The sequence below is a fragment of the Streptomyces xanthii genome, assembly GCF_014621695.1.
GTDB lineage: Bacteria > Actinomycetota > Actinomycetes > Streptomycetales > Streptomycetaceae > Streptomyces > Streptomyces xanthii.
In genome coordinates this window covers 318,753-341,881 of the sequence record NZ_CP061281.1, presented here as the reverse complement: position 1 = coordinate 341,881, position 23,129 = coordinate 318,753, and the positions used below count along the sequence as shown (strand labels likewise).

28 protein-coding genes are annotated in these 23,129 nt (G+C 72.7%); 17 read left to right on the top strand and 11 right to left on the bottom strand.

Annotated features, from left to right (window positions below):
- Window positions 1–40: 40 nt before the first annotated feature.
- Entirely contained in the window at window positions 41–1,405 is a 1,365-nt protein-coding gene (locus IAG42_RS01630) for an FAD-dependent oxidoreductase (protein ID WP_188335195.1), read from the bottom strand.
- A gap of 229 nt (window positions 1,406–1,634) precedes the next feature.
- Here IAG42_RS01630 and msrA point away from each other — a divergent pair, with 229 nt between their 5' ends.
- The 3 genes from msrA (at window position 1,635) to IAG42_RS01615 (ending at window position 4,575) form a co-directional block, all read left to right on the top strand.
- The gene (gene msrA / locus IAG42_RS01625; RefSeq protein WP_188335194.1) at window positions 1,635–2,147 is read left to right on the top strand and encodes a peptide-methionine (S)-S-oxide reductase MsrA; all 513 of its coding nucleotides are present in this window, start codon (window positions 1,635–1,637) and stop codon (window positions 2,145–2,147) included.
- Between the two features lie 263 nt (window positions 2,148–2,410).
- Window positions 2,411–3,595, top strand: coding sequence for an alanine--tRNA ligase-related protein (locus IAG42_RS01620; RefSeq protein ID WP_188335193.1), 1,185 nt, complete (start codon window positions 2,411–2,413; stop codon window positions 3,593–3,595).
- Between the two features lie 167 nt (window positions 3,596–3,762).
- Window positions 3,763–4,575: a hypothetical protein gene (locus IAG42_RS01615; protein ID WP_188335192.1), complete on the top strand. Its 813-nt coding sequence runs from the start codon at window positions 3,763–3,765 to the stop codon at window positions 4,573–4,575.
- Window positions 4,576–4,639: 64 nt separating this feature from the next.
- Here the strand turns inward: IAG42_RS01615 and IAG42_RS01610 are convergent, their stop codons facing one another.
- Complete coding sequence (locus IAG42_RS01610; RefSeq protein WP_188335191.1) at window positions 4,640–5,152, bottom strand: hypothetical protein; 513 nt, start codon at window positions 5,150–5,152, stop codon at window positions 4,640–4,642.
- Window positions 5,153–5,622: 470 nt separating this feature from the next.
- Here IAG42_RS01610 and IAG42_RS01605 point away from each other — a divergent pair, with 470 nt between their 5' ends.
- From IAG42_RS01605 to IAG42_RS01585, 5 genes are all read left to right on the top strand, one after another.
- Entirely contained in the window at window positions 5,623–6,372 is a 750-nt protein-coding gene (locus IAG42_RS01605; RefSeq protein ID WP_188335190.1) for a hypothetical protein, read from the top strand.
- Between the two features lie 2 nt (window positions 6,373–6,374).
- Window positions 6,375–6,989: a TetR family transcriptional regulator gene (locus IAG42_RS01600; RefSeq protein ID WP_188335189.1), complete on the top strand. Its 615-nt coding sequence runs from the start codon at window positions 6,375–6,377 to the stop codon at window positions 6,987–6,989.
- A gap of 193 nt (window positions 6,990–7,182) precedes the next feature.
- Window positions 7,183–8,388, top strand: coding sequence for an alkane 1-monooxygenase (locus tag IAG42_RS01595; RefSeq protein ID WP_223205806.1), 1,206 nt, complete (start codon window positions 7,183–7,185; stop codon window positions 8,386–8,388).
- Window positions 8,385–8,555: a rubredoxin gene (locus IAG42_RS01590; protein WP_188335188.1), complete on the top strand. Its 171-nt coding sequence runs from the start codon at window positions 8,385–8,387 to the stop codon at window positions 8,553–8,555. Before IAG42_RS01595 ends, IAG42_RS01590 begins: the two co-directional genes overlap by 4 nt.
- 288 nt (window positions 8,556–8,843) lie before the next feature.
- Window positions 8,844–9,260, top strand: a complete 417-nt coding sequence (locus tag IAG42_RS01585) for a VOC family protein (protein WP_188335187.1) — start codon at window positions 8,844–8,846, stop codon at window positions 9,258–9,260.
- Here the strand turns inward: IAG42_RS01585 and IAG42_RS01580 are convergent.
- Window positions 9,235–9,702 carry a pep a2 gene (locus IAG42_RS01580; protein WP_188335186.1) on the bottom strand — a complete coding sequence of 156 codons (468 nt, stop codon included), beginning with the start codon at window positions 9,700–9,702 and terminating at the stop codon, window positions 9,235–9,237. The two genes, IAG42_RS01585 and IAG42_RS01580, sit on opposite strands and share 26 nt — an antisense overlap.
- 152 nt (window positions 9,703–9,854) lie before the next feature.
- Between IAG42_RS01580 and cpt the strand changes: the two genes are divergently transcribed.
- Window positions 9,855–10,388, top strand: a complete 534-nt coding sequence (cpt, locus tag IAG42_RS01575; protein WP_223205805.1) for a chloramphenicol phosphotransferase CPT — start codon at window positions 9,855–9,857, stop codon at window positions 10,386–10,388.
- Window positions 10,389–10,407: 19 nt separating this feature from the next.
- Here cpt and IAG42_RS01570 read toward each other — a convergent pair whose 3' ends face one another.
- Window positions 10,408–11,070 (bottom strand): histidine phosphatase family protein, encoded by a 663-nt coding sequence (locus IAG42_RS01570; RefSeq protein WP_188335185.1) that lies wholly within the window; start codon window positions 11,068–11,070, stop codon window positions 10,408–10,410.
- 173 nt (window positions 11,071–11,243) lie between these two features.
- Between IAG42_RS01570 and IAG42_RS01565 the strand changes: the two genes are divergently transcribed.
- Complete coding sequence (locus tag IAG42_RS01565) at window positions 11,244–11,675, top strand: DUF6299 family protein (protein ID WP_188335184.1); 432 nt, start codon at window positions 11,244–11,246, stop codon at window positions 11,673–11,675.
- Between the two features lie 42 nt (window positions 11,676–11,717).
- Here IAG42_RS01565 and IAG42_RS01560 read toward each other — a convergent pair whose 3' ends face one another.
- The gene (locus IAG42_RS01560; protein ID WP_188335183.1) at window positions 11,718–12,143 is read right to left on the bottom strand and encodes a hypothetical protein; all 426 of its coding nucleotides are present in this window, start codon (window positions 12,141–12,143) and stop codon (window positions 11,718–11,720) included.
- Between the two features lie 134 nt (window positions 12,144–12,277).
- On the opposite strand from IAG42_RS01560, the gene IAG42_RS01555 reads away from it, so the two are divergent.
- The 3 genes from IAG42_RS01555 (at window position 12,278) to IAG42_RS01545 (ending at window position 13,478) form a co-directional block, all read left to right on the top strand.
- Window positions 12,278–12,427, top strand: coding sequence for a hypothetical protein (locus IAG42_RS01555; protein WP_188335182.1), 150 nt, complete (start codon window positions 12,278–12,280; stop codon window positions 12,425–12,427).
- A 122-nt stretch (window positions 12,428–12,549) separates the two neighbouring features.
- On the top strand, window positions 12,550–12,939 hold the full coding sequence (locus tag IAG42_RS01550; RefSeq protein ID WP_188335181.1) for a PadR family transcriptional regulator: 390 nt from the start codon (window positions 12,550–12,552) through the stop codon (window positions 12,937–12,939).
- A complete protein-coding gene (locus IAG42_RS01545) occupies window positions 12,936–13,478 on the top strand; it encodes an HAAS signaling domain-containing protein (RefSeq protein WP_188335180.1) in 543 nt (180 codons plus the stop codon). The genes IAG42_RS01550 and IAG42_RS01545 overlap by 4 nt, the downstream gene beginning before the upstream one ends.
- 126 nt (window positions 13,479–13,604) lie before the next feature.
- On the opposite strand, the gene IAG42_RS01540 is transcribed toward IAG42_RS01545, so the two are convergent.
- The gene (locus IAG42_RS01540; RefSeq protein ID WP_188335179.1) at window positions 13,605–14,465 is read right to left on the bottom strand and encodes an alpha/beta fold hydrolase; all 861 of its coding nucleotides are present in this window, start codon (window positions 14,463–14,465) and stop codon (window positions 13,605–13,607) included.
- Between the two features lie 326 nt (window positions 14,466–14,791).
- On the bottom strand, window positions 14,792–15,499 hold the full coding sequence (locus IAG42_RS01535; RefSeq protein ID WP_188335178.1) for a GntR family transcriptional regulator: 708 nt from the start codon (window positions 15,497–15,499) through the stop codon (window positions 14,792–14,794).
- A 191-nt stretch (window positions 15,500–15,690) separates the two neighbouring features.
- Here IAG42_RS01535 and IAG42_RS01530 point away from each other — a divergent pair, with 191 nt between their 5' ends.
- The 3 genes from IAG42_RS01530 to IAG42_RS01520 all read left to right on the top strand — a co-directional run bounded on the left by IAG42_RS01530 (window position 15,691) and on the right by IAG42_RS01520 (window position 19,350).
- Window positions 15,691–16,956 carry an amidohydrolase family protein gene (locus IAG42_RS01530; RefSeq protein WP_188335177.1) on the top strand — a complete coding sequence of 422 codons (1,266 nt, stop codon included), beginning with the start codon at window positions 15,691–15,693 and terminating at the stop codon, window positions 16,954–16,956.
- Window positions 16,953–18,437 carry an APC family permease gene (locus IAG42_RS01525; protein ID WP_188335176.1) on the top strand — a complete coding sequence of 495 codons (1,485 nt, stop codon included), beginning with the start codon at window positions 16,953–16,955 and terminating at the stop codon, window positions 18,435–18,437. The genes IAG42_RS01530 and IAG42_RS01525 overlap by 4 nt, the downstream gene beginning before the upstream one ends.
- Window positions 18,438–18,528: 91 nt before the next feature.
- Window positions 18,529–19,350, top strand: coding sequence for an alpha/beta hydrolase (locus tag IAG42_RS01520; protein ID WP_188335175.1), 822 nt, complete (start codon window positions 18,529–18,531; stop codon window positions 19,348–19,350).
- A gap of 12 nt (window positions 19,351–19,362) precedes the next feature.
- On the opposite strand, the gene IAG42_RS01515 is transcribed toward IAG42_RS01520, so the two are convergent.
- The 4 genes from IAG42_RS01515 to IAG42_RS01500 form a co-directional block, all read right to left on the bottom strand.
- Window positions 19,363–19,872 (bottom strand): DinB family protein, encoded by a 510-nt coding sequence (locus IAG42_RS01515; RefSeq protein WP_188335174.1) that lies wholly within the window; start codon window positions 19,870–19,872, stop codon window positions 19,363–19,365.
- A 53-nt stretch (window positions 19,873–19,925) separates the two neighbouring features.
- Window positions 19,926–20,663, bottom strand: coding sequence for an ankyrin repeat domain-containing protein (locus tag IAG42_RS01510; protein WP_188335173.1), 738 nt, complete (start codon window positions 20,661–20,663; stop codon window positions 19,926–19,928).
- A 142-nt stretch (window positions 20,664–20,805) separates the two neighbouring features.
- Window positions 20,806–21,276, bottom strand: a complete 471-nt coding sequence (cynS, locus tag IAG42_RS01505; protein ID WP_188335172.1) for a cyanase — start codon at window positions 21,274–21,276, stop codon at window positions 20,806–20,808.
- Window positions 21,277–21,363: 87 nt separating this feature from the next.
- The gene (locus IAG42_RS01500) at window positions 21,364–21,984 is read right to left on the bottom strand and encodes a carbonic anhydrase (protein WP_188335171.1); all 621 of its coding nucleotides are present in this window, start codon (window positions 21,982–21,984) and stop codon (window positions 21,364–21,366) included.
- Window positions 21,985–22,127: 143 nt separating this feature from the next.
- Here IAG42_RS01500 and cynR point away from each other — a divergent pair, with 143 nt between their 5' ends.
- Entirely contained in the window at window positions 22,128–23,036 is a 909-nt protein-coding gene (gene cynR, locus IAG42_RS01495; RefSeq protein ID WP_188335170.1) for a transcriptional regulator CynR, read from the top strand.
- Window positions 23,037–23,129 lie beyond the last annotated feature (93 nt).

Sequence of the window (23,129 nt, the reverse complement as noted above, 5' to 3'; positions counted from 1 at the left end):
CGGGCCGGCGGCTCGCACCGTACGTACTGGCGGTGGCGGATCAGGCGCCGCTGGCGTCCAGCATCTCGTCGCGCTCCACGATCTTCACGCGCTCGCGGCCCTGCGGCTCGCCGAGTGCCTTCTCGGCGGCGTCGAGCTTGTACCAGCCCTCCCACGTCGTGTAGCGCACGCCGCGCTCGCCGAGGAAGGTCTCTACGGCCTCGGGGGCCGGGGTGGACGGCGTCTGCAGCCGGCCCTCGGCGTGGTCCTCGAGCAGGTTGGCGATCGTCTCGTTGGCGTCCCCCTTGGTGTGCCCGATCAGGCCCACGGGACCGCGCCGGATCCAGCCGGTGACGTACGTCGACGACAGGTGCGCGCCGCTCTCCTCGATCACGCGGCCGCCCTCGTCGGGAACGGTGCCGGTGGTGACGTCCCAGGGCAGCTTGGGCAGCTCGTCGGAGAGGTAGCCGACGGCGCGGTAGACGGACGTGACGTCCCAGTCGGTCGTGCGGCCGGTGCCCTTGACGTTGCCCGTGCCGTCCAGCTCCGTGCGCTCGGTGCGCAGGCCGACGACCTTGCCGTCCTCGCCGAGGATCTCGACCGGCGACTCGAAGAAGTGCAGGAAGAGCTTGTGCGGGCGCTCGCCGACGTCGCGGATCGCCCAGTTCTCCAGCGTCTTGGCGACCATGTCGGTCTGCTTGTTCTTGCGGCGCTCCGCGATCGAGCCCTCGTCGTAGTCGATGTCCTCGGGGTTGACGATGACCTCGATGGTGGGGGAGTGGTCCAGCTCGCGCAGCTCCATGGGGCTGAACTTGGCCTGGGCCGGCCCGCGGCGGCCGAAGACGTGGATCTCGACGGCCTTGTTGGCCTTGAGCCCGTCGTGGACGTTGGCCGGGATCTCCGTCGGCAGCAGCTCCTCGGCGGTCTTCGCGAGGATGCGGGCGACGTCGAGGGCGACGTTGCCGACGCCGAGGACGGCGACCTTCTCGGCCGACAGGTCCCAGGTGCGCGGAACGTCCGGGTGGCCGTCGTACCAGGAGGCGAAGTCGGCGGCGCCGAAGGAGCCGTCCAGGCCGACGCCGGGGATCTTCAGCTCGCGGTCGAACATGGCGCCGGTGGAGAAGACGACGGCGTCGTAGAAGGACCGCAGATCGTCCAGGTGGATGTCGGTGCCGTAGTTCACGTTGCCGAAGAGGCGGACCTGCGGCTTGTCGAGGACCTGGTGCAGGGCGGTGACGATGCCCTTGATGCGGGGGTGGTCGGGGGCGACGCCGTAGCGGATCAGGCCGAAGGGGGCCGGCATGCGCTCGAAGAGGTCGATGGACACCCCCGGCTCGGCGGCCGCGGCGGACTTGAGCAGCGCGTCTGCGGCGTAGATGCCGGCGGGGCCGGCTCCGACGATGGCGACCCTCAGGGGGCGGGGCATGTTCAGGTTCCCTTCGAGTGGTCCAGGGGGTACTCGAAGAGATCTTAAAGTAAGGCAAGCCTTAGTTGGCAGGCGGGTCCGTTCTATGGGGTCATAAGGGAAGGTTATGAGATGCCATAGCCTGGCTTGGGTGCCTGCGGGCTTCGGGCATAGACCGTACGGTGCCGCTGTTGCACACCACCGGGCGGGGCTGAAGGTCAGCCGTGCCACGTAGTACAGGGAGCGTCGCATGACCAAGGAAACCGAGAAGGCCGTACTGGCGGGCGGCTGCTTCTGGGGAATGCAGGACCTGATCCGGAAGCTGCCCGGAGTGCTGTCCACCCGCGTCGGCTACACCGGCGGTGACACTCCGAACGCGACGTACCGCAACCACGGCGACCACGCCGAGGCCATCGAGATCGTCTACGACCCGTCGGCCACCAGCTACCGCGACCTGCTGGAGTTCTTCTTCCAGATCCACGACCCGAGCACCCGCGACCGCCAGGGCAACGACCTGGGCCGCAGCTACCGCTCCGCGATCTACTTCGCGGACGACGCGCAGCGCGCCACCGCCGTCGACACCATCGCCGACGTGGACGCCAGCGGCCTGTGGCCCGGCAAGGTCGTCACCGAGGTCGAGCCGCTCGGCGACTTCTGGGAGGCCGAGCCCGAGCACCAGGACTACCTGGAGCGTTACCCCGACGGGTACACCTGCCACTTCCCGCGCCCGAACTGGAAGCTGCCCCGGCGCGCGCAGGCCTGAGAGAAATTCGGGTGACCCGGCCGGCGGGGCGCGTTACCGTCGACTCATGAACGTCATCCACCGCAGCATCACCGCGACCGCGCGAGCGACCAGCTCGCCGGTTGCCGCCGCCTGACGTTCCACCTTCCACCGGCGACCGGACACGGTCCGCCGGTGTTTCTCTGTGTGGTGCTCCCACCCTGTGACGACCGAGCGGCCCGCCGTCCGGTGCCTCCGCCCCCTACGCGCAGCCCCCGGGCGCGCGGACGCACAGGAGACACCCCATGAACGAGAACTTCGACACGGACACGGTCGTACGGACCTTCGTCGAGTACTTCGAGGACCGCGGACACCGCCGTGTCACCGGCTCGACCCTGCTGCCCCCGCCCGGCGACCCGGTGCTGTTCACCACCTCGGGCATGCATCCGCTCACCCCGTACCTGGAGGGGCGCCCGCATCCCCTCGGCCGGCGCCTGGTCAACGTCCAGCGCTGTCTGCGCACCACCGACCTCGACGAGGTCGGCGACCGCACCCACCTCACCGTCTTCGAGATGCTCGGCAGCTGGTCGCTCGGCGACTACGAGGGCCGGCAGAGCCTCGAATGGGGCTACGACCTGCTCACCGAGGGCTTCGGCGTCGACCCCGGCCGGCTCCACGCCACCGTCTTCGGCGGCGACGAACAGGTCGGTCCCGACACGGACTCGCTCGAAATGTGGCAGGAACGCGGCGTGCCCGTGGAGCTCACCGTCGACGACAACTGGTGGTCCAACGGCCCCGCCGGCCCGTGCGGTCCCGACTCCGAGATCTTCCTGTGGACCGGCGACACGCCGCCCCGCTCCACTCCCACGCAGGACGACCGCTGGGTCGAGATCTGGAACCACGTGATGATGCGGCACCGCCGCCTCGACGACGGCTCCCTCGTCCCCCTGCCGCAGCGCAACGTCGACACCGGCCTCGGCCTGGAACGCCTCACGACCCTGCTGCAGGGCCGGACCTCGGTGTTCGATTGTGACGTCTTCGACCCGTGGCGCGGGCTGGTCCCGACACTGTGGCCGCTGGACGAGCCGGCCCTGCGGCTCGTCTGCGACCACCTGCGCTCCGCCGTCGTCATCCTCGGTGACGGCGTCCGCCCCTCCCACACCGGCCGCGGCTACGTGCTGCGCCGGCTGCTGCGCCGCACGCTCACCGTCCTGTGGCGCGACGACCCTTCGCGAACTCTCGGTGACCTGCCCGCCGAGCTGGTCCGGCACACCCAGGACCACTTCCGCCAGGACGGCGGCCCGGAGCCCGACGCCGTACGGCGGCTGCTGGTCGAGGAGGAGCGGCGCTTCCGGGGGCTGCTCGAGCGCGGGCGGCGCGTCCTGGCCCGCCCTCGATTCCAGGGGCCGCTGGACGACGAGGACTTCCGGTACCTCCACGACACGCACGGCCTTCCCCGCGACCTGGTGGTGAGCCTGCGCGACGAGTGAGGCCATCGTGTGGGTCTCGTGAAGATCATGGAGGCCAAGTGAGTGACAGCGGGTGGATCCGGCGGCGCGTCACACCTCAACGGTCGATTTGTCTGTTCATCCTTCCATGTGAAGAACCATCAGACATGGAGGTGGTGCGGATGAAGCCGACCGCTCGAGGAATCATCGTGGCTGGGGCGGGACCCCTGCTGGCGCTGGGGTGCTGGACGGCCACCGCCGTGGCCGACTCGGACGCGCCGCATCCGGCGACGTCCGGGCAGGCGCAGGTGCCGTTCGGTGTGCAGGGTGCGGCCGGTCCGGGGCTGGACGTCCCGGGATACGGGGATGACGACGACGCGCAGGAAGGGCCTGCGGGCTACGGCGCGCCGGAGGGGCCCAAGGGCCATGACGAGCACGGTCCGAAGGGTGGCGAGGACGAGCACGGCCCGAAGGGCGGCGACGAGCAGGGCCCCAAGGGTCATGACGAGCACGGGCCCAAGGGCGGCGACGAGCAGGGGCCCAAGGGTGGCGAGGACGAGGGGCCTTCGGGCTACGGCGAGGAGACCCCGCCGACCTCGCCCCCCGTGACTCACCCGCCGGTCACGACTCCGCCCGTCACGACTCCGCCCGTCACCACCCCGCCGGTCACGACGCCTCCGGTGACGCACCCGCCCGTCACCACGCCTCCGGTGACGACGCCTCCGGTGACGACGCCTCCGGTGACGCATCCGCCGGTCACCACCCCGCCCGTGACGACGCCTCCGGTGACGCACCCGCCCGTCACGACGCCTCCCGTCACGACGCCGCCCGTGACGCACCCGCCGGTCACGACGCCGCCCGGGACGACGACCCCGCCGACGGACCACCCGAAGCCGCCGGAGCTCGCCGAGTCCGGTAGCGAGAAGGGGCTGTACGTGCTCGCCGGGATCGCGGCCGCCTGCGTGGCCGCCGGTGCCGTCTGCCTGCGCATCACCCGCCCCTCGAAGCGCCGCGCGCACTGAGCGGAGCCCGCGAGGACGTGAGCCCGCGGCCGGACCCCTCGTCCGGCCGCGGGCTCACGCGTTCCTATTTCTGCCGGGCGTGCTTGGCGCCGTAGAACACCGAACGGGCCGCGCGGATCCTGGCCGCCTGACGGTCGGTGTCGCGGGCGAGGTCCAGTGCCGCCCGCAGCACGTCGGGGTCGGCGAGCCGGCCGCTGCCGTCCGGCGGTACCCGCCACATGTACGTGTGCTGCTGCACCCCGGTGATGCCGTCGGCGTGCGGAGAGGGCACGGACAGCTCGGTGCCGGCGCCCAGCAGCACAGCGTCGTCCTGGGCCGGCGGCCAGTCGTCCGTGCTGCCGGGCCGGGTCAGGATGTAGAACACCGGACGCGGTGGCGCGTGCTCCTCCAGGACCGGCACCTTGCCTGCGTCGTCGCCGAGCTCCCACAGGACGGTCAGCCCGAGCGGCTGGTGCACCCGCAGCGCGTCGAAGCGGCGACCGGCCGGCAGCCGGGCGAGAAAAGGTGCCTGCTCCCACTGCGCGAAGGCCTTTTCAGGCTGCGCGTGACAGGCGGCTAACCACTGGGCCCCGTCCATGAGTTGACCGTACGTCACACCCCTGCGGTCGGACAGCGCGAACGCCGGTTTGTCCTGGGAGGTGATGCTTCGCCCCGCACGGCGCGCGCCCGGGGCCGGATGGACCGACGGACTCCGGCGGCTGGGAACCGAAGCCCGCGCAGTGCCCCGGGGCGCGCTGGGGGCCGCCGGGCGAGAGGGGAGGACAGCGGCCCGGCACCGCATCCACGAGGCCGTGTGGCGCGGTGCATGAGCTCAGTGGACCGCGCAATTCCGGCCACGGCGAGGGTGCGTGAGTGACCGGGGTGTGCGCACGGCTCACACGGGGCGCGAACACCGCCGGGATCAGGCCGAGTCGGGGGCCGGAGCCGGATCCCGACGACGCTCGTCACAGCGGCCCCATCCGAACCGCGCCTCGATTCCGGCCACTTCACCCCCGTCACTTCCTCCCCATGGTTTGACCACCGGGCCTCCACGACTACAGTGCGGGAATGCCACCCGAGGGAACGCCGAGCGGCTACCGGACCGACGGCCTGTGGGCCGCCTCCGCGATCGCGTTCGCCGCGCTGCTCGCCGGCTGCGGGGTCGCCCTCCTCGGCATGCTGGAGTTCGGCGAACGCTGCACGCAGGGCCTGACCGAGGGGCCCGGCCGGCTGATCCGCGTACGCGACCAGGCGTTCCCGCCCGCGACCGTCTGCGAGTTCGCCCAGGGCGAGGTCGCGTCCGTCGGCGGCCGGGCGCCCCTGGGCTTCCTGCTGTGGGCCGGGCTCGTCGTCATGGTCGTCGCCCTGCTCGGGGCCCTGGTCGCCGAGTGCCTCGACCCGCGGCCCGGCGGCGATCTGGTGCGCCCCATGTCCCGTACCGAGAAGGTGCGCAGGACCGGGACGGCCTTCTTCGTGCTCGGCTCCGTCTTCGTCATGGCCTACCTCCTCGCCGCGTGGAGGCTCCTGCCCAGCCCTTCGACGGCCTGTTCCGACGGCGACGGCTGGAGCGCCGGCGCGCCGCAGACCCTCGACGCGAGCCTCTTCCCGCCCCAGGCGACCTGCCGGTTCGTCAGCGGGGAGACGAGAGGGATCAACCCGGACTGGCTCGTGTCGGTCGTCGTCGAACTGGCCGTCCCCGCGCTGCTCGCCGCCTTCGCCTTCGGGCTCGCGGTACGCCGCCGCGCGGCCGAGCGGGCGGGCCGCGGACCGGGGATCCCGCCCCTTCCCGGCCGCCGTCCTCCGTCTAGAGTGGGCTGATCATGACGCGCTTCCGAGAGGCCGTCCGCGACCTGCTCCGCGAGCGGGTGCTGGACGCCGCATACGAGCTGGTGACGACGGAGGGCTGGGGGCGGCTCCGGGTCGCGGCCGTGGCGCGGGCCGCGGGGGTGAGCCGGCAGACGGTCTACAACGAGTTCGGCTCGAACTCGAAGGACGCGATCGGCCTGGCCCTCGTGGAGCGCGAGGCCGAGCGGTTCCTGCTCGGGATCCAGCGCGAGCTCGACGCGCACCGCGACTCCCTCGACGCGGCGGCCCGTGCGGGCGTCGGCTTCGTCCTCGGCCAGGCCGCCGACAACCCGCTCATCAAGTCCGTGCTCACCGCGGCCCGGGGTGGCGAGGGCGACGATCTGCTCGCCTACCTGACGACCCGCCCCGAGCCGGTCTTCGACACCGCGACCGTCATGCTCGACGCCTACGCGGCCGACGCCTGGCCCGAGGTCGACGACCTCTCCCGCAGCCTCGCCGTGGAGGCGATCGTCCGGCTCACGGTCAGCCACATCGTGCAGCCCGCCGCCTCACCCGAGGAATCGGCCCGCAGGATCGCCGCGATCACCACACGGATCGCCTACCCCGCGCCCGCCGCCGACGAGTCCTGACAAGACGTCAACCTCCGTACGCGGCACGGACCTTCACCGGAGCAACGCCTCGCGTCCCCACTGTGCCCGCTTCTTCACGCCTCGATTGCACCGATCCCTGCGCGGGCCATTGACGCCCGCCCGGACTGGTGTCACTTTGCCGGACAGTACGTGCCTCAAGTGTCCAATGATGTGATCCGTGAGGAGACCGGCCGTGCCCTTGCACCGCGAGACCGAACCCCCGCACGAGGCACCGCCCTGGCGGGACCCGAAGCGCTACCTGTGGCTGATGGGCCTGATCGTGCCGTGCTTCCCCTTCATCGCCTGGGGCTTGGTGGAACTCACCGGCCTCGACGTCTTCTGGTGGAGCGGGGTGATCCTGCTCTACGTCCTCTTCCCGGTCATCGACCAGCTCATCGGCAAGGACTCCGCGAACCCGCCCGACAGCGCCCTCGCCCGCCTGGAGGCCGACCGCTACTACCGCTGGTGCACCTACATGTACCTGCCGCTCCAGTACGCGGGCCTCGTCGCCGGCTGCGCCCTGCTCACCGGGGGCGACCTCTCGCTCGTCTCCCGGATCGGCCTGACCGTCACCCTCGGCGGCGTCGCCGGCATCGGCATCAACACCGCCCACGAACTGGGCCACAAGAAGGAGTCGACCGAGCGGTGGCTCTCCCGCGTCGCGCTCGCGCAGACCTTCTACGGCCACTTCTACATCGAGCACAACCGCGGTCACCACGTCCGGGTGGCCACCCCCGACGACCCGGCGAGCGCACGGCTCGGCGAGAGCTTCTGGCGCTTCCTGCCGCGCACCGTCATCGGCAGCCTCGCCTCCGCGTGGCGCCTGGAGAAGCGCCGCCTGACCCGCCGCGGCGGCTCCCCGTGGACCCCGCGCAACGACATCCTGAGCGCCTGGGCCATGTCCGCGGCCCTCTTCGCCGCACTCGCGATCGCGTTCGGGCCGGAAGTCCTGCCGTACCTCGTCGGCCAGGCCGTCTTCGGCTTCTGCCTGCTCGAGGTCATCAACTACACCGAGCACTACGGCCTGCTGCGCGAGCGCACCGAGAGCGGCCGGTTCGAACGCTGCGCCCCCAAGCACAGCTGGAACAGCGACAACGTCGCCTCCAATGTCTTCCTCTACCACCTCCAGCGGCACAGCGACCACCACGCCAACCCCACCCGCCGCTACCAGGCCCTGCGTCACTTCGAGGACGCCCCCGAACTGCCCACCGGATACGCGGGCATGATCGTGCTCGCGTACTTCCCGCCGCTGTGGCGCCGCGTCATGGACCACCGGGTGCTCGCCCACTACGGAGGCGACGTCCGGCGCGCCAACCTCCAGCCCGCGCGGCGCGGCGCCCTGCTCGCCCGGTACGGCGCGGGAGAGCGCCCCGAGGGAACCCCGGGCGTCGCCGCATGAGCCGGTACCGCTGTCCGTCCTGCGACTACGTCTACGACGAGGACGCGGGCCACCCCCGCGAGGGCTTCCCGGCCGGAACCCCGTGGGAGGAGGTCCCCGACGACTGGTGCTGCCCCGACTGCGGGGTCCGCGAGAAGATCGACTTCGACCCCGTGGGGGTCTCCTGAGCACAGGCGTGACCGGCTCCGCCGACACGGGGATGAGACGGCGGAGCCGGGCCGCGCAGAACGCGACCTCCTCATTGTCAGGCCTCAACTCGACCTCTGCCAGAGGGACTTGTGTCGGTGTTGCGGGTGGGGTCGGTGGATCGGGTGGGTATGCCGGGGCGCCCGGGTGCAGGCGGGGGACAGGCGCCGGACGGGACATGCCGGGAGGGCCGTCACCCGTCGCCGGGCGGAGAGCGGGAAGCCGTCCCATAATGCGGGCAACCGCACCCGCATCGAAGGGAACAGGCAGTGGCTTCTCGACTCAACCCCTACATCCAGTTCGACGGCGACGCCCGCCCGGCCATGGAGTTCTACCAGCAGGTGTTCGGAGGGGAGTTGGCCCTCAACACCTTCGGCGAGACGGGCGCCCCGGGTGTCGAGCAGGTGGCGGACAAGATCATGCACGCCATGCTCGACACCCCGTCCGGCTACACCCTGATGGCCTCCGACACGCCGCCCGGCATGGAGTACCGGCCGGGCCGCAACATCTCGCTCTCGCTCAGCGGTGACGACGCCGACGAGCTGCGCGGCTACTGGGCGAAGCTGTCCGAAGGCGGTGTCGTCGGCGTGCCCCTGGAGAAGCAGATGTGGGGCGACGTCTTCGGCATGTGCACCGACCGCTTCGGGATCGCCTGGATGGTCAACATCTCGGAACCGCAGGGCTGAACGCCTCGGCCTCCGGGACACGCGCCGTGTGCAGCACGGGCGTGGGCGGCCGCGGCACCCGCAGGGCCGGCTGATGTTCGTGGGTCCGGTGCGAGAACCAGGTGAGCGTGCCGGACCTGCCCGCACACACGCCCCAGCCGTCGCTGAGCGCCGCCACCCGGACGAGTCCCGGATGCAGCCCGGTGGTGTCCCGCAGGACACCCGGTGCCGTGCCGGACACGGCGGTGATCAGGTGGCGCCCGTTCCACCACATCTCGACGGCGTGCGCCCCGCCGGCCCGGGTCTCGCCGGCCAGACGCAGCAGGATGTCGACGCAAGCGCCGACCGGCCGCACATACGCGCCGAGCCCCCAGTTCAGCAGCCGTGCGGTCACATCGCGGTCCACGAGCGCGATGTCCTGCGTGGTGACCCCCGCGTCGATGTGGACGTAACGCGGATCCATGCCGTTCACCCTTTCTGTCTCTGGGGGCTCACCCGGCGTTCACTCAGGGTGAGTGGGGGTGTCGGGAGAGTCACATACAGCCTCGGGTCATTACTCCGTTCGTGCAACTCGGAGCCGCCCCGCGCTCGCCGGGCACGCCGTACGCTGGCGCGATGACGACCCGAATGATCATCCTCAACGGCGGTTCCAGCGCCGGGAAATCAGGCATCGTACGGTGCCTGCAGGAGCTGCTCCCCGAGCCCTGGCTGGCGTTCGGAGCCGACTCGTTCGTCGACGCGCTGCCCGCCCGCATGCGGTCGGGCGAGGAGGGCATCGACATCGCGCCGGACGGCACGGTGCAGGTCGGCGAGGTCTTCCGCACGCTGGAGACCGCCTGGACCGAGGGCGTCGTCACGATGGCGCGGGCCGGCGCCCGCATCGTGATCGACGAGATCTTCCTGGGCGGCGCGGCCTCCCAGCAGCGCTGGCTGCGGGCCCTCGGCGACCTGGACGTGCTGTGGGTGGGCGTGCGCTGCGAGCCCGAGGTCGCCGCCGAACGCGAGGTGGCGCGCGGCGACCGGGCGCGGGGCATGGCGGCAGCCCAGGCGAAGACCGTCCACGAGGGCGTGGTCTACGACCTGGAGGTCGACACCACCGGCACCGGGCCGATGGAGTGCGCCCGCGTCATCGCGTCCCGCGTGGCCTGAGCCGCCGCCCGGCGGCGCCTCAGGCGTCGCCGAGCGGTTCGCCCGCCGGGCCCTCGTGGTGCGGCGCGGGATCGCGCGGGCCCGCCGGTCTGCTGTCCCAGCGTTCGAGCCGCCAGCCGTCGGCGGGGGAGCCGGTCACCACGACCATCCCCGTGTTGTCGAGGTGCTGATCGGCCGCTTCGAGAGGATCGAGGCGCCCCGCGCGCGCCGCGGCCCACATCCGGATCGCGGCGCCGTGACTGACCATGGCCACGCTCTCGGCGCCGCCCGCGGCGGCCTCGGCGACGACCTCGTCGAACCGGGAGAGCGCCGCGAGTCCACTCTCACCGCCCGGCATCCGCCGGTCCAGGTCTCCGGCGGCCCAGGCGAGCGCCGTCGTCAGATAGGTCGTGATGGCCGCCTCGTCGCCCCGCATCTCCAGTTCGCCGGCCTCGATCTCCCGGATGCCGGGCCGCACCACGATGTCGAGCCCGCGCGCCCGCGCCAGCGGCGTCGCCGTCAACTGGGTGCGCAGCAGCGTCGACGCGTACAGGGCGTCGATCCGCTCCTCCGCGAGCGCCCCGGGCAGTGCCGCCGCCTGCCGCTGCCCGAGCGGCGTCAGCCCCGGGCCGGGCTCCGCCGTGTCCAGGAGGCGCTTCAGGTTCGACGGGGTCTGACCGTGCCGGATGAGCAACAGACGCATGGGTGGGCCGCCTTCGGGCTCGTGGATCGACGCTGCCCACTTTGCCATCCGGCCTGGTGGGGACGCGCCCCCGATGGAGTGATGGCCGGTGCGTGACCAGGACGGACGGATATGAATGAACCCCGAATGACCCCCTGTACGTGAAAAATCCCCCCACAAGAGGAGCTTGTCCGATGTCTCTTCGTCTGGTGTTGAGCGCTGCCGCCGGAGCCCTCGCCCTGCTGGCCGCCGCCCCCGTGGCCCAGGCCGCCGCGCCCGGAGGCTCGGTGACGGTCGACCGCGTCGGCCATGTCTCGGCCGACGGCACGGTGTCCCTGTCCGGCACCTACCGCTGCTCCGGTGCCGAGGGCCCCGTCTTCGTCTCGTCCTCCGTGCGCGACACCGAGAACCCGGGCCTGCGCCGGGGCATCGGCGGCACCCGCGCCGTGTGCGACGGCGTCGAGCACACCTGGCACAACACGGGCCAGGTGCCCGAGGGCGCCGTCGAGCCGGGCGAGGCCGAGGTCGAGGCGACGGTTCTCGAACTGGCCCCGGAGGGCGGTCTGCCGGTGCCGCGCTTCCACGCGACGGGGCAGCAGGACGTGCTGCTGGTCGCCGGGGACTGACGAACCGTCCTGAAGCGGTCCGGGCGCGCGGCCCGTGCCGCTTCAGCGCTGTGCCGGCCCGGAACGCTTGGGCCGGCGCGGCGGTCCGTGCACCTCGGCGAGCGCCCGCCGTACCGCCAGCCGGCCCGCCGTGCGGAACGCGCCCGCGTGCGAGTCGACCTCGTGCACCCGCACGGCACGCAGCACGACGGCCACGGCCGCCGGGAACTCCGGGGCGAGCGTCGCCAGTTCCGCGCGGAGCCCCTCCTCCACGGCGGCGGCGTACACGGCCAGTTCACTCGCCGGGACCGGGCGGCGCCGCTCCAGGTCGGCGTGCACCTCGAAGACGAAGCCCGGCTCCCAGGGCTCGAAGTCCACGACGATCTCCGCGAAGTCGGCGGGGCAGCCGGCCTGGCGCGCGTACACCACCCGCAGGTCCCGCAGTGGGCGCGGCGGGAAGGCGCCGGGCGGGGTGTCGTCGGAGGTCATGGGAGCACGTTAGGGCCTCTTGGCGCGGCAGGCCGTGGCCCCGGACCCGTCCGCTCGTTGGGCAGTCCGTGGTTGACACGGGGAAAACCGTTCCTGCACCGCGCGACCAGCGCGGGGAGTCAGGACAGGACGACGTGAGGACGCGGGCGGCGACGCATTCCGCGACGCCGATCTACGACGCGCTCGTGGCGCACTGGCAGGCGCTTGGCCGTGAGGTGCCCGGCCGGCCCGACGCGACCGGGACCCGGCGCGGGGAACCGGCGGACCTGTTCGGCCGCGGCTGAGCCCGAGCGTTCCCCCTCGCGTACAAGCTCATCCGGAGCACTCCCTCAAGTGGAGGCTGACCCGAAGCGTCCCCTCAAGGGGAGGGGTGACGTGGTCATGGCGGCAAGGTACTATGCATTGCATGGAACCAGGCAAGGCGAGTAAGCGCGACGCGGGGAAGGCCGCGAGCCAGCTCCGCAAGGGCGTGCTCGAGTACTGCGTCCTGGCGCTGATGCGTGACGGCCCGCTGTACGGAGTGGAGCTGCTGCGCAGGCTGGAGGAGAGCGGGGCGCTGGCCACGAGCCAAGGCACCGTGTACCCGCTGCTGTCCCGCCTCAGGCGGGACGAGCTCGTCGAGACGACCTGGCAGGAGTCGGCGTCCGGACCACCGAGGCGCTACTACGAACTCACGGCGGCGGGTCATGCCGCGCTCGCCGAGTTTACCCACGTCTGGCCTGCGTTCCGGGATGCCGTGGACCACTTTCTCGCCCCGTCACGGCAGGGCGACCACCGATCAGGAGACACCCCATGAAGACCGCCGAGCCGTCGGCCCGGATCCAGGACTACCTCGCGTCGGTGGAGCGCGAGGCCGCGGGGCTGCCCGCCGAGCGCAGGCAGGAACTGATCGCGGACCTGGCCGAACACATAGCGGTGGCCCTCGCGGAGCGCCCCGACGCCGAGGCCGAGGTGCTGCGCGAGCTGGGGGACCCGCGCGCCATCGCCGCGACCGCGCTGGCCGAGGCCGGCGTCGCCGCGCCCGCCAAGCGCGGCGTGCACCCGGTGGCCCCCGTGCTGCTCCTGGCGCTCGCCTCGCCGGCCGCCCTCGTGTGGTCGTTCCTGCAGCTCGGCTGCTGGATCGCGGGCCTCGTCCTGCTGTGGATGTCCGCGCGCTGGACGGTCGCGCACAAGACGGTCGGCACCGTGCTCGGCGTCGTCGGCCCCGTCGTCGTCTCCTTCGTGATGGCCACCGTCGACCCGGCCGGGGAGCTGCCGCAGATGCTGTTCGCGCTCGGTGTCATCGCGCTGGGCGTCGTGGGCGGCGTCTACCTCTGGTTCACGCGCAAGCGCTGACCCGCCGGACGCACAAGGCCGGGGAACGCTGACGCCGCCACGGGGGGAGCGGCGTCAGCGTGTGCCGAGTGTGACACGGGCGGGCCCCCGGGCGTGCCCGTTTCGTTCGAGAACCTCCGGCTCAGCTCATCCGTACGTGGTGAGCGCGGCGACGTCCGCCAGGACCCGGGCCGCCGGAGCCGGGTCGACCAGCCACCTCAGGTGGCTGCTCGCCAGCGTGCGTACGTCGTACGGATTGTCCGGGGTCAGCGCGTCGCCCTCCCTGATCAGCCGGTCCTGCAGCGCGAGCGGCATGCTCGTGTCGTCGGCCAGGCGGACGTACGTCTTCGGGATCGTGCCCCACGTCGCGGCCCGCGCCCGGTCGGCCGTGCCGCCCACGTCCAGGTTCTCGTCCGGCTGGAACGTGTTGAGGAACGTCAGGAACTGCTCGTCCGTCACGTCCGCCGCGAACGCAGCGCGGAGCGCGGCGAGCGCCGCCGGGTCCGCGGTGCGGAAGTTGACCCGGACCAGGCCCAGTTCGGCCGGGTTCCCGGCCACCGCGAGCCCCAGCGACCCCGCGTCCACGTCGGCCATCTCCGGCTGTGCGTAGTAGTCGTTCACGTCCAGGTCGACCGGGCACCACGCCGAGACGTACACGAGCCGGTCGATGAGATCGGGCCGGGCGTTGGCCGCGGCCGTCGCCGTGATCCCGCCGCGGCTGTGCGAGACCAGGATCACCGGCCCGTTCCGCTTCGCCCGCTCCAGCACCCCGATCAGATGCGCCGCGTTGTCGGCGAGCGTGACGCCCTTGATGGCGCCCGGCGCCTCGGCCAGCGCCGCCGTGTCCTGCGGAGCCTGGTACGCGTACGTGTAGGTCGCCGCGAAGCCGTGCCCGGGCAGGTCCACCGCGACCGACCGGTGCCCCAGCAGCCCGAGTTCGGCCTGGAGCGGCGCGAACGAGAAGGAGTTCGCGAACGCGCCGTGGACCAGTACGAAGGTCGGTTGCATCAGGTGAGCTCGCTCTCTGTCGCCGCTGCCGTCGTCCGCCGGACGAACGCCCGGCCGTCGCACGCTACGCAGCCGGTGATCACCGGCGCCACCGGATTCGGAGCCTCCGTTCGTGCGGCACGGCCCGCCCGGCGCCGCTCACCCGACTGCCGCGCCCCGGGGGCGGGCGGCCTCCGGCGATGGCACGGTGAAGTCGTGGCTGCCGCCGCGTTCCGTTAATCCCCCCGGCGGGCGCGGCGGCCCACCCTCTCCCCGAACTCCCCAGGGCCTGTCCGACCATTCCCTTCGTCGTCCGAAGGAAGCAGAAGGGAACGGTCAGACAGGCCCTAGCCCTGCGCGGAGTTCTCCCGCTCCGGCTGCTCCGCGAGCAGGTGCAGCGCCGAGTCCCGGGTGTCCGCCACGTGGGCCCGCGCCAGCTCCTCGGCCCGTGCCTCGTCACCGTCCCGGATCGCCTCGAAGAGCCGCTCGTGCGCCCCGCACATCGGCTCGCCGTCCGCCTGGCCCGACGTGAGCCGGAACAGCCGGCGCAGTCGCGAGTCCAGCGGCGCCATCACGTCGACGAGCAGCGGGTTGCCCGACAGTTCCACGATGCGCCGGTGGAAGTCCGCGTTGAGCGACACCGCCGCGCGCAGCCGGCCCGCCTCGGCCGCCTTGCGGGCCCGCGCGAGCAGCTTCTCCAGGTCCTTCAGCTCCGCGGGCGTGGCCCCGCGCGCGACCAGCCGCGCCGCGAGGCCCTCCAGGTTCTCCCGGATGTCGAACAGGTGCGCCGCGTCCTCGGGCCCGAACCCGGCCACCACCGAACCCCGCCGGGGCTGCACCGTGAGGAAACCCTCGGAGGCGAGCCGCTGCATCGCCTCGCGCACCGGCACCCGCGACACCCGCAGCTCGTCGGCGATCTCCCGCTCGACCAGACGCATCCCCGCCGGGTACTGCCCCTCGATGATCCGCTCGCGCAGCTCCACGTACACCCGCTCGCGCAGGGACCGGTGGGTGTCCCCGATGGCGGTGTCGGCGGTCGTACGGGGCGTCGGCATGACGAGGGCTCCAGGCGGTGCTGAGACGGGTGGTGCAGAGCCGATCTTCGCAGACCCGGTGACCCGGCACGAAAATCCGTTCCCGAGAAGCATTGTCTGGTATTCGGTATACCAGTTACGTTGACGTCGCACCGCGCTCACCAGCCACTTTCCCAGAGGCTGGGCCGAGCTGTACGACTGAAGGAGATGACATGCGCGAGGCTGCCGCCCCGCCCGAACCCGCCGCCCTGCTCGGAGCGACGCTCCCCGACGGCCGCACCGTCGACGTCCGCCTGCGCGGCGGCCGCGTGCACGCCGTCGAGGAACACGTCCCCGGCCGGACCCCGGCACCGGACGAGCTGCCCCTGCACGGGGCGCTGCTGCTGCCCGCCTTCGTGGACGGCCACGCCCACCTCGACAAGACCTTCCTCGGCGGGCCCTGGCAGCCGCACCGCGAGACCGCCACCCTCCAGGAACAGATCGCCTCCGAGCGCGCCGCCCGCACCGGCTCGCCCGTGCCGGTCGTGGAGCGGGCCGCCGCCCTCGCCCGCCGCATGGTCGCGCACGGCACCGGGCACGTCCGCAGCCACGTCGACATCGACCTCGAGACCGGACTCGACCACCTCCACGCCGTGCAGACGGTCCGGGAAGAGTTCCGGGACCGGCTCGGCATCCAGATCGTCGCCTTCCCGCAGAGCGGCGTCGTCGCCGCGCCGGGCGTCGCCGACCTCCTCGACGCCGCGCTCGCCGAAGGCGCCGACCTGATCGGCGGCCTCGACCCGGCCGGCTTCGACCAGGACGCGGCCGGCCAGCTCGACATCGTCTTCGGCCTCGCCGAACGCCACGGCAAGGGCCTCGACATCCACCTCCACGACGGAGGCGAGTCCGGCACCGCGCAGCTGCGCGACATCGCGGCCCGCACCGCCGCCCTCGGCCTGGGCGGCCACGTCGCCGTCTCCCACGCCTACGCCCTCGGTGACGTCGACGACACCGAACTCGACCGCACCGCCAAGGCGCTCGCCGCCGCCGGCGTCTCGATCATGACCAACGGACCGCGCGGTCCCCTGCCGCCCGTCCTGCGCCTGCGCGAGCACGGCGTCCGCGTCTTCGGCGGCTCCGACAACATCCGCGACACCTGGTGGCCGTACGGCACCGGCGACATGCTCGAGCGCGCCACCGTCATCGGCCTGCGCTCCGGCCTCATGACCGACGCCGAACTCCACCACGCCGCTGCCCTCGTCACCGACGAGGCAGCCGCCGCGCTCGGCCTCGCCGACTACGGGCTCACCCCCGGCAGCCGCGCCGACCTCGTCGCCGTCGCCGCCGGTTCCGTCCCCGAGGCCGTCGCCTCGCACCCGCGCCGCGTCGCCGTCCTGCACGCCGGACGTGTCGTCGGACCCGAGCCGACCGACTCCTACCCGCGCTACGCGCCGCCCGCGACCACCGCCCCGAACGCCCCGGCGGGAGACACCAGATGACGACCACCACCGACAGCCCGGCCCGCTCGGACTCCGCGCCGGGCGCCGAGGAGCAGGGCTCAGGGCGGCTCGCCGCGGGCCGCATCGGCACCTTCGACCTCGTCTTCTTCGTCGTGGCCGCCGCCGCGCCGCTCACCGTCCTCGCCGGCGTCGCCCCCTTCGCCATCGGCATCGGCGGCGCCGGCGCACCCCTCGCCTACCTGATCTCGGGCGCGCTGCTGGCCCTCTTCGCCGCGGGCTTCACCGCGATGAGCCGCTACGTCCGCAACGCCGGCGCCTTCTACGCCTACGTCGCCCGAGGCCTCGGCCGCGCGCTCGGCGTCGGCACCGCGTACGTCGCCGTCGTCTCCTACAACCTCGTCACCCCCGGAGTCGCGGCCGCCTTCGGCTACTTCGCCACCGGCTCGGTCCGGGACGCCACCGGCGCCGACGTGCCGTGGTGGCTGCTCTCCGGCGTGTGCGTGGCCGCCGTCGGCGTGCTCGGCTGGCTGCGCGTCACGCTGAGCGCCAAGGTCCTCGGCGTCGCGCTCGTCCTCGAGGTGCTCTCCCTGCTCGTCATGGACGGCGGCATCCTCGGTGACCGCGGCGCCGCCGCGCTCGATCCCGCCTCCTTCGACCCGTCGACCCTCGCCGTCGGCGGCGCGGCCGGCATGTTCGTCCTGGTCATCGGCGCGTTCACCGGATTCGAGTCCACCGCGATCTTCGCCGAGGAGGTCCGCGACCCGCAGCGCACGGTGCCCCGCGCCACGTTCATCGCGATCGGCTTCCTCGCCGTGTTCTACGCGGCCGGGTGCTGGCTCGTCATGGGCGCGTTCGGCACCGAGCGCGCCGTGGAACTGGCCCGGGCGGCCGCCGGACCCGATCTCACCTTCACCGCGGCCGAGACGTACGCGGGGCCGTGGCTCGCGGACGCCATGCACGGCCTCATCGTCGTCAGTGCCTTCGCCGCGACACTCGCCTTCCACAACGCCGCCGCCCGTTACCTCTACGCCCTCGGCCGCGAGGGCCTGCTGCCCCGGCGGCTCGGCGCGGTGTCCCGCCGGCACGGATCGCCCAGCGGCGCCGTCGTCGCGCAGACCCTGTTCAACCTCGCCCTCATCGGCGGCGGCGCCCTGCTCGCCGCCGACCCGTACGGGGAGGTCTTCCTCTGGACGAACAGCGTCGGTGTCCTCGGCATCATGGGCATGCAGGCGCTGGCCGCCCTCGCCGTGTGGGCGTACTTCCGTCACGACCGCAAGGGCCTGTCGGCCTTCCGCGTGGTCTGGGCGCCCCTCGTGTCCTGCGCCGGCCTGGCCGTGCTCACCGTCCTCGCGGTGATCCACTTCGACCTCCTCACCGGCCGCACCGGCCTCACGAACACGCTGCTGCTCGTGCCGCTCCCGCTGGTCCTCGCCGCGGGCCTGGCCGTGGCCTTCCGTATCCGCCGCCGCGACCCCGAGCGGTACGCGTCCCTGACCACGGTCGACGTGGAACGCGACTGACACCGCCCGATCGCCGAGGTCCTTGTCCCGCCTTCCGGTGGGGCAAGGGCCGTTGGTGGTGCGGGGCCGCCGGATCGGACAGGATCGGCCCATGACGAACGCGTACGGGGAAGAGATACCGGCACCGGGCGAGGGCAGCCTCCACCTCCTGCGGGCCGGCACCGGCTCGCCGGTGGTGCTGCTCCACGGCGCCGGAATGGACGCGCGGCTGTGGGACGCCGTCGCCCCTGAACTGGCCCGGCACCACCACGTCATCCGCTACGACGCGCGCGGCCTGGGCCGCTCCACACCGCCGACGACCTGGTTCAGCGACGTCACGGACCTGAGCGCCGTGCTCGACCACTGCGGCGTCGAACGCGCGGCGCTGGTCGGCCTGAGCATGGGCGGCGAGACCGCCCTGGACTTCACCCTCACCCACCCCGACCGGGTCACGTCCCTGGCCCTGGTCGCGTCCTCGCTCGGCGGCCACATCTGGCCCGACACCCCGGACACGGCCGCCTACGGCGCGGCCCGGCGCTCGGGCGACGCGGCCGAACTGGCCGCGCTGGAACTCTCGGTGTGGGCGGCGCTGGGACGGGAGGCGCCCGGGGGAGCGCTCATCGAGCGGATGGTGACGGAGAACGCGGAGCGACGGCTCGTCAGCGAGGCCTGGCTGACGGGCACCCCAGGCCACGACGCCGCGTCCCGCCTCGCGGAGATCGACGCCCCGGCCCTGGTGCTGCACGGCACCCACGACCACCCGGAGATCGCGGTCATCGCCGACCGCCTGACCAAGGGCATCCGGGACGCGCACGGCGAGACCCTGCGCGCCGCCGACCACTATCTGCCGCTCCGGGTGCCGGCCCGGCTGGCCGCACTGCTGCTGGCCCACCTGGCCGGCCCACCCGAGGGGCAGCCGGGCCATCGGCGCTGAACCCGTCCGCCCTCAGGCGCCCACCGTGCCGTCCACGCCCTCCCGGAGGAAGTCCGCGTGGCCGTTGTGGCGGCCGTACTCCAGGAGCACGTGGACCATCACCATCCGCAGCGACACCTGCTCCTCCCAGCGCGGCTGGTACCCGGCCACGTCCAGTGACGCGGCCGCGCGCTCGATGCGCCGGGAGTGCTCCACCTCGGCCTCCCACGCGCCGAACGCCTCGGCGCGGCTCGATCCGCCCGCGTCGTACGCGGCCTGGAAGTCGATCTCGTCGGACCAGACCATCGGCACGTCGTGGTCCTCGAACACCCGGCGGAACCAGGCGCGTTCGACCTCCGCCATGTGCCGCACCAGTCCCAGCAGCGTGAGCGTGGACGGCGGCATCGACCGCTCCTTCAGCTCCTCGTCGCCGAGCCCCTCGCACTTCATGGCGAGCGTCGCGCGCTGATAGTCGAGAAACGCCCGCAGCGTCTCCCGTTCGTCGCCGAAACTCGGCGGTCCCACCCGGTGATCGACGGTCACTGGACCCCTGCCCCTCGTCCTTGCCTTCGGTGATCGACGGCAAGTATCCCCGCTCAGGCGCGCAACAGCCGGGCGACCTCGCGCTGGCCGCGCAGTTCGGCGTGCTCCAGGGCCGTCGTGCCGTCCTTGTCCTCGACGGAGCGGTCGGCACCGGCCGCCAGCAGCAGCCGCACGCTCTCCTGGTGGTCCGCTCCGCCGTCGCCGAGGATGACGGCCTCCAGCAGGGCGGTCCAGCCGAGGTCGTTGACGTGGTTCACGTCGACGTCGATGTCCGGGTTGGTGGTGACCTCGCGGATGTAGTCGACGTGCCCGTGCTCACCGGCCGGGATCAGGGACGTGCCGCCGTAGCGGTTCACGATCGTGTAGTCGGGGTCGGCCTGCGCGAGGGTGCGGGCCATCGCGGCGCTGCCGGTCACCCCGGTCACCAGCCAGGGTGTGTCGTGCCGGGCGTCGAGGGCGTCGGGGTCGGCGCCCGCGTCGACGAGGGCCTTCGCGGCGTCCACGTGGTCGCCGGAGGCGGCGAGGAGCAGCGGGGTGCGCTCGTCGCCGTCGCGGGTCTCCAGGTCGGCGCCGCGCTCGATGGCCGTACGGACGGCGTCGGCGTCGCCCGAGCCGGCGGCACGGAGCAGGTCGGCGCTCGCGGAGCGGTTCGCGCCCGAGTCCCCGGCGGCGGAGGAGCTGGAGCGGCCGGACCCGGCTCCCCGGGACTCGGCCGTGCACGCGCTCGCGAGGACGAGCAGACCGGTGATGGCGAGAAACACGAGAGTGTGGCGGCGGGGGGAGGCGGCCATGGTTCTTCCCTTCTCGGCGCGGGTGGAGCGGGGTGCGCTCCGGTGATGTGCGAACGGGCGGTGACGGACGGCCGGAGCCGCCCGCCACCGCCGCTCGTACCGGGGGTGGGGCTCTATGGACGAGTCGTCGTCGGCGTGAGGGTCAGAAAGGCTTGGTCGGCAGGTACTTGCCGTCCAGCGTGATGACCGCGCGCTCGCCGCCCTCGGGGTCGGCGACCTTCTTCACGTCCAGCTTGAAGTTGATCGCGGAGATGATGCCGTCGCCGAACTGCTCGTGGACCAGGGCCTTCAGGGTGGTGCCGTAGACCTGGAGCATCTCGTAGAAGCGGTAGATCGTCGGGTCGGTGGGGATGCCGCCCGGGATGGAGCCGCGGGTCGGGATGGTCTGGAGGAGGAGGATCGCCTCCTCGTCGAGGCCGAGCAGCTCGCCGACGGCCTGGGCGGAGGCCTCGGGCAGGGCGTGCTGGCCGAGGACGGCCGCCGTCACGAACGCCGGGGACAGACCGGCCGCGTCGGCGATCTGCTGCCACGACAGGTCGCGGCGCGTCTTGGCGGCGACGGCGGCGGTGGCGACGGCGTCGCGGGCCTCGGGGGAGAACTGGGCGTGGATCATGAGGAGTTCCTTTCGTGCGGGGCCGGGAGCGGGGTCCCGGCCCCCGGGAGGTGTGGGGTGGTGGGGTGGGGGAGCTCGCCCCGCGGGTCAGGCGGCCGGCACCGGGGTGCGGGTGCCCGTCTCGAGCACCTCCACGGAGCCGGAGGCGATGTCGAACACCCAGCCGTGCAGCGTGAGCCGCTGCTCGGCGAGGGCACGGACGACGGAGGGGTGGGTGCCGAGGTTCTGCAACTGGGCGACCACGTTGGCGCGGACCAGGGTGGCCACCCGGGAGGAGGCCGGCTCACCGGCGGGAGCGGACACCGTACGGGCCCTGGCGCGGGCCCCGTCCGCGTGCCGCAGCCAGTCCGCGATCACCGGCGCCGCCGACAGGTCGTGCTCCTCGGCCAGGGCGGTCATCGCGCCGCAGGACGAGTGCCCGCAGACGACGATGTCCTGGACGCCGAGCACGGAGACGGCATACTCGACGCTCGCAGCGACGCCGTCCGAACCGGGCGCGTACGCCGGGACCAGATTGCCCGCGGTGCGGATGACGAACAGCCGGCCCGGCTCGCTCTGCGTGATCAGCTCCGGCGGCACCCGGGCGTCGGAACAGCCGATGAACAGCGTCTCCGGCCGGTGCTCCGACGCGAGCTGGGCGAACAGGTCTCGCTTGCCGGGGAAGACGTCGCGGCGGAAATGCGCGACACCGTCGAAAAGCTTGTCCATCCGTCTCTCCCTTCGGGTCCTGCCGGACCTCCTGGGTGGGCCGGCAGGAACAACCCTGCACGACCTGGTCCTATAGTGTCCAAGACTTGATATCCATGACTCCTATCGATGTCATCTATGGATGGGCGCCCTATAGTGCTCACATGGGTCCTGAGCTGCGACATCTCCGCTACCTCATCGCCGTGGCGGAGAACGGGAACTTCACGCGGGCCGCGGAGGAGCTGCGCATCTCGCAGCCCACGCTGTCCCAGCAGATCAAGCAGCTGGAGCGGGTGGTCGGCGCCCAGCTCCTCGACCGCGGCGGACGCGGCGTACGCCTCACCGACGCCGGCGAGGCCTACGTCCACTACGCGCGCCGCGCGCTGCGCGACCTGGCCGCCGCCGACCGCGCCGTGCTCGACGTCGCCGACCTCTCGCGCGGCCATCTGCGCCTCGCGATGACGCCGACCTTCACCGCGTACCTGATCGGCCCGCTCGTGCGCGCGATGCACGAGAAGCACCCCGGCATCACGCTCGACGTGCGCGAGATGGCCAAGGACCGGATGGAGACGAGCCTGCTGGCCGACGAGATCGACCTCGGCATCGCCTTCGCGGGCCCGCATCTGCCCGGCATCGGCGCCCGCGCCCTGTTCACCGAGACCCTGAGCCTGGTCGTCGCCGCGACCGCCGATCCGGGGGCGGACCGCGCCGCGCTGCCGGTGCGCCGCCTCGCCGAGCGGCAACTCGCCCTGCTGAGCAGCGACTTCGTGACCCGCGAACACGTCGACGGCTACCTCGCCGAACACCGCGTCACACCGCCCGTCGTCGTCGAGGCCAACTCCGTCCAGGCGATCACCGAGATCGTGCAGCGCGTCCCGGGGCTCGCCACCGTGCTGCCCGACGCCGTCACGGACGACCACCCGCACCTCGTTCCCGTCGCGCTCGACCCGCCGCTGCCCGCCCGTCGCGTCGCGCTCCTGCACCGCGAGAGCGGCTACCGCAGCGCGGCCGCCCGCGCGTTCACCGCCCTCGCGGACGAGCTCGTTCGGGAGCGGGGGTACGCCCCCGCCTGACGGGCCCCCGGATTTCCGTATACCGAAGCTACCCCTCCGGTGCGCCCCAGGGGTGTTGATTGTCCTGATTCCGCCCACGCGTCGGCCGACATG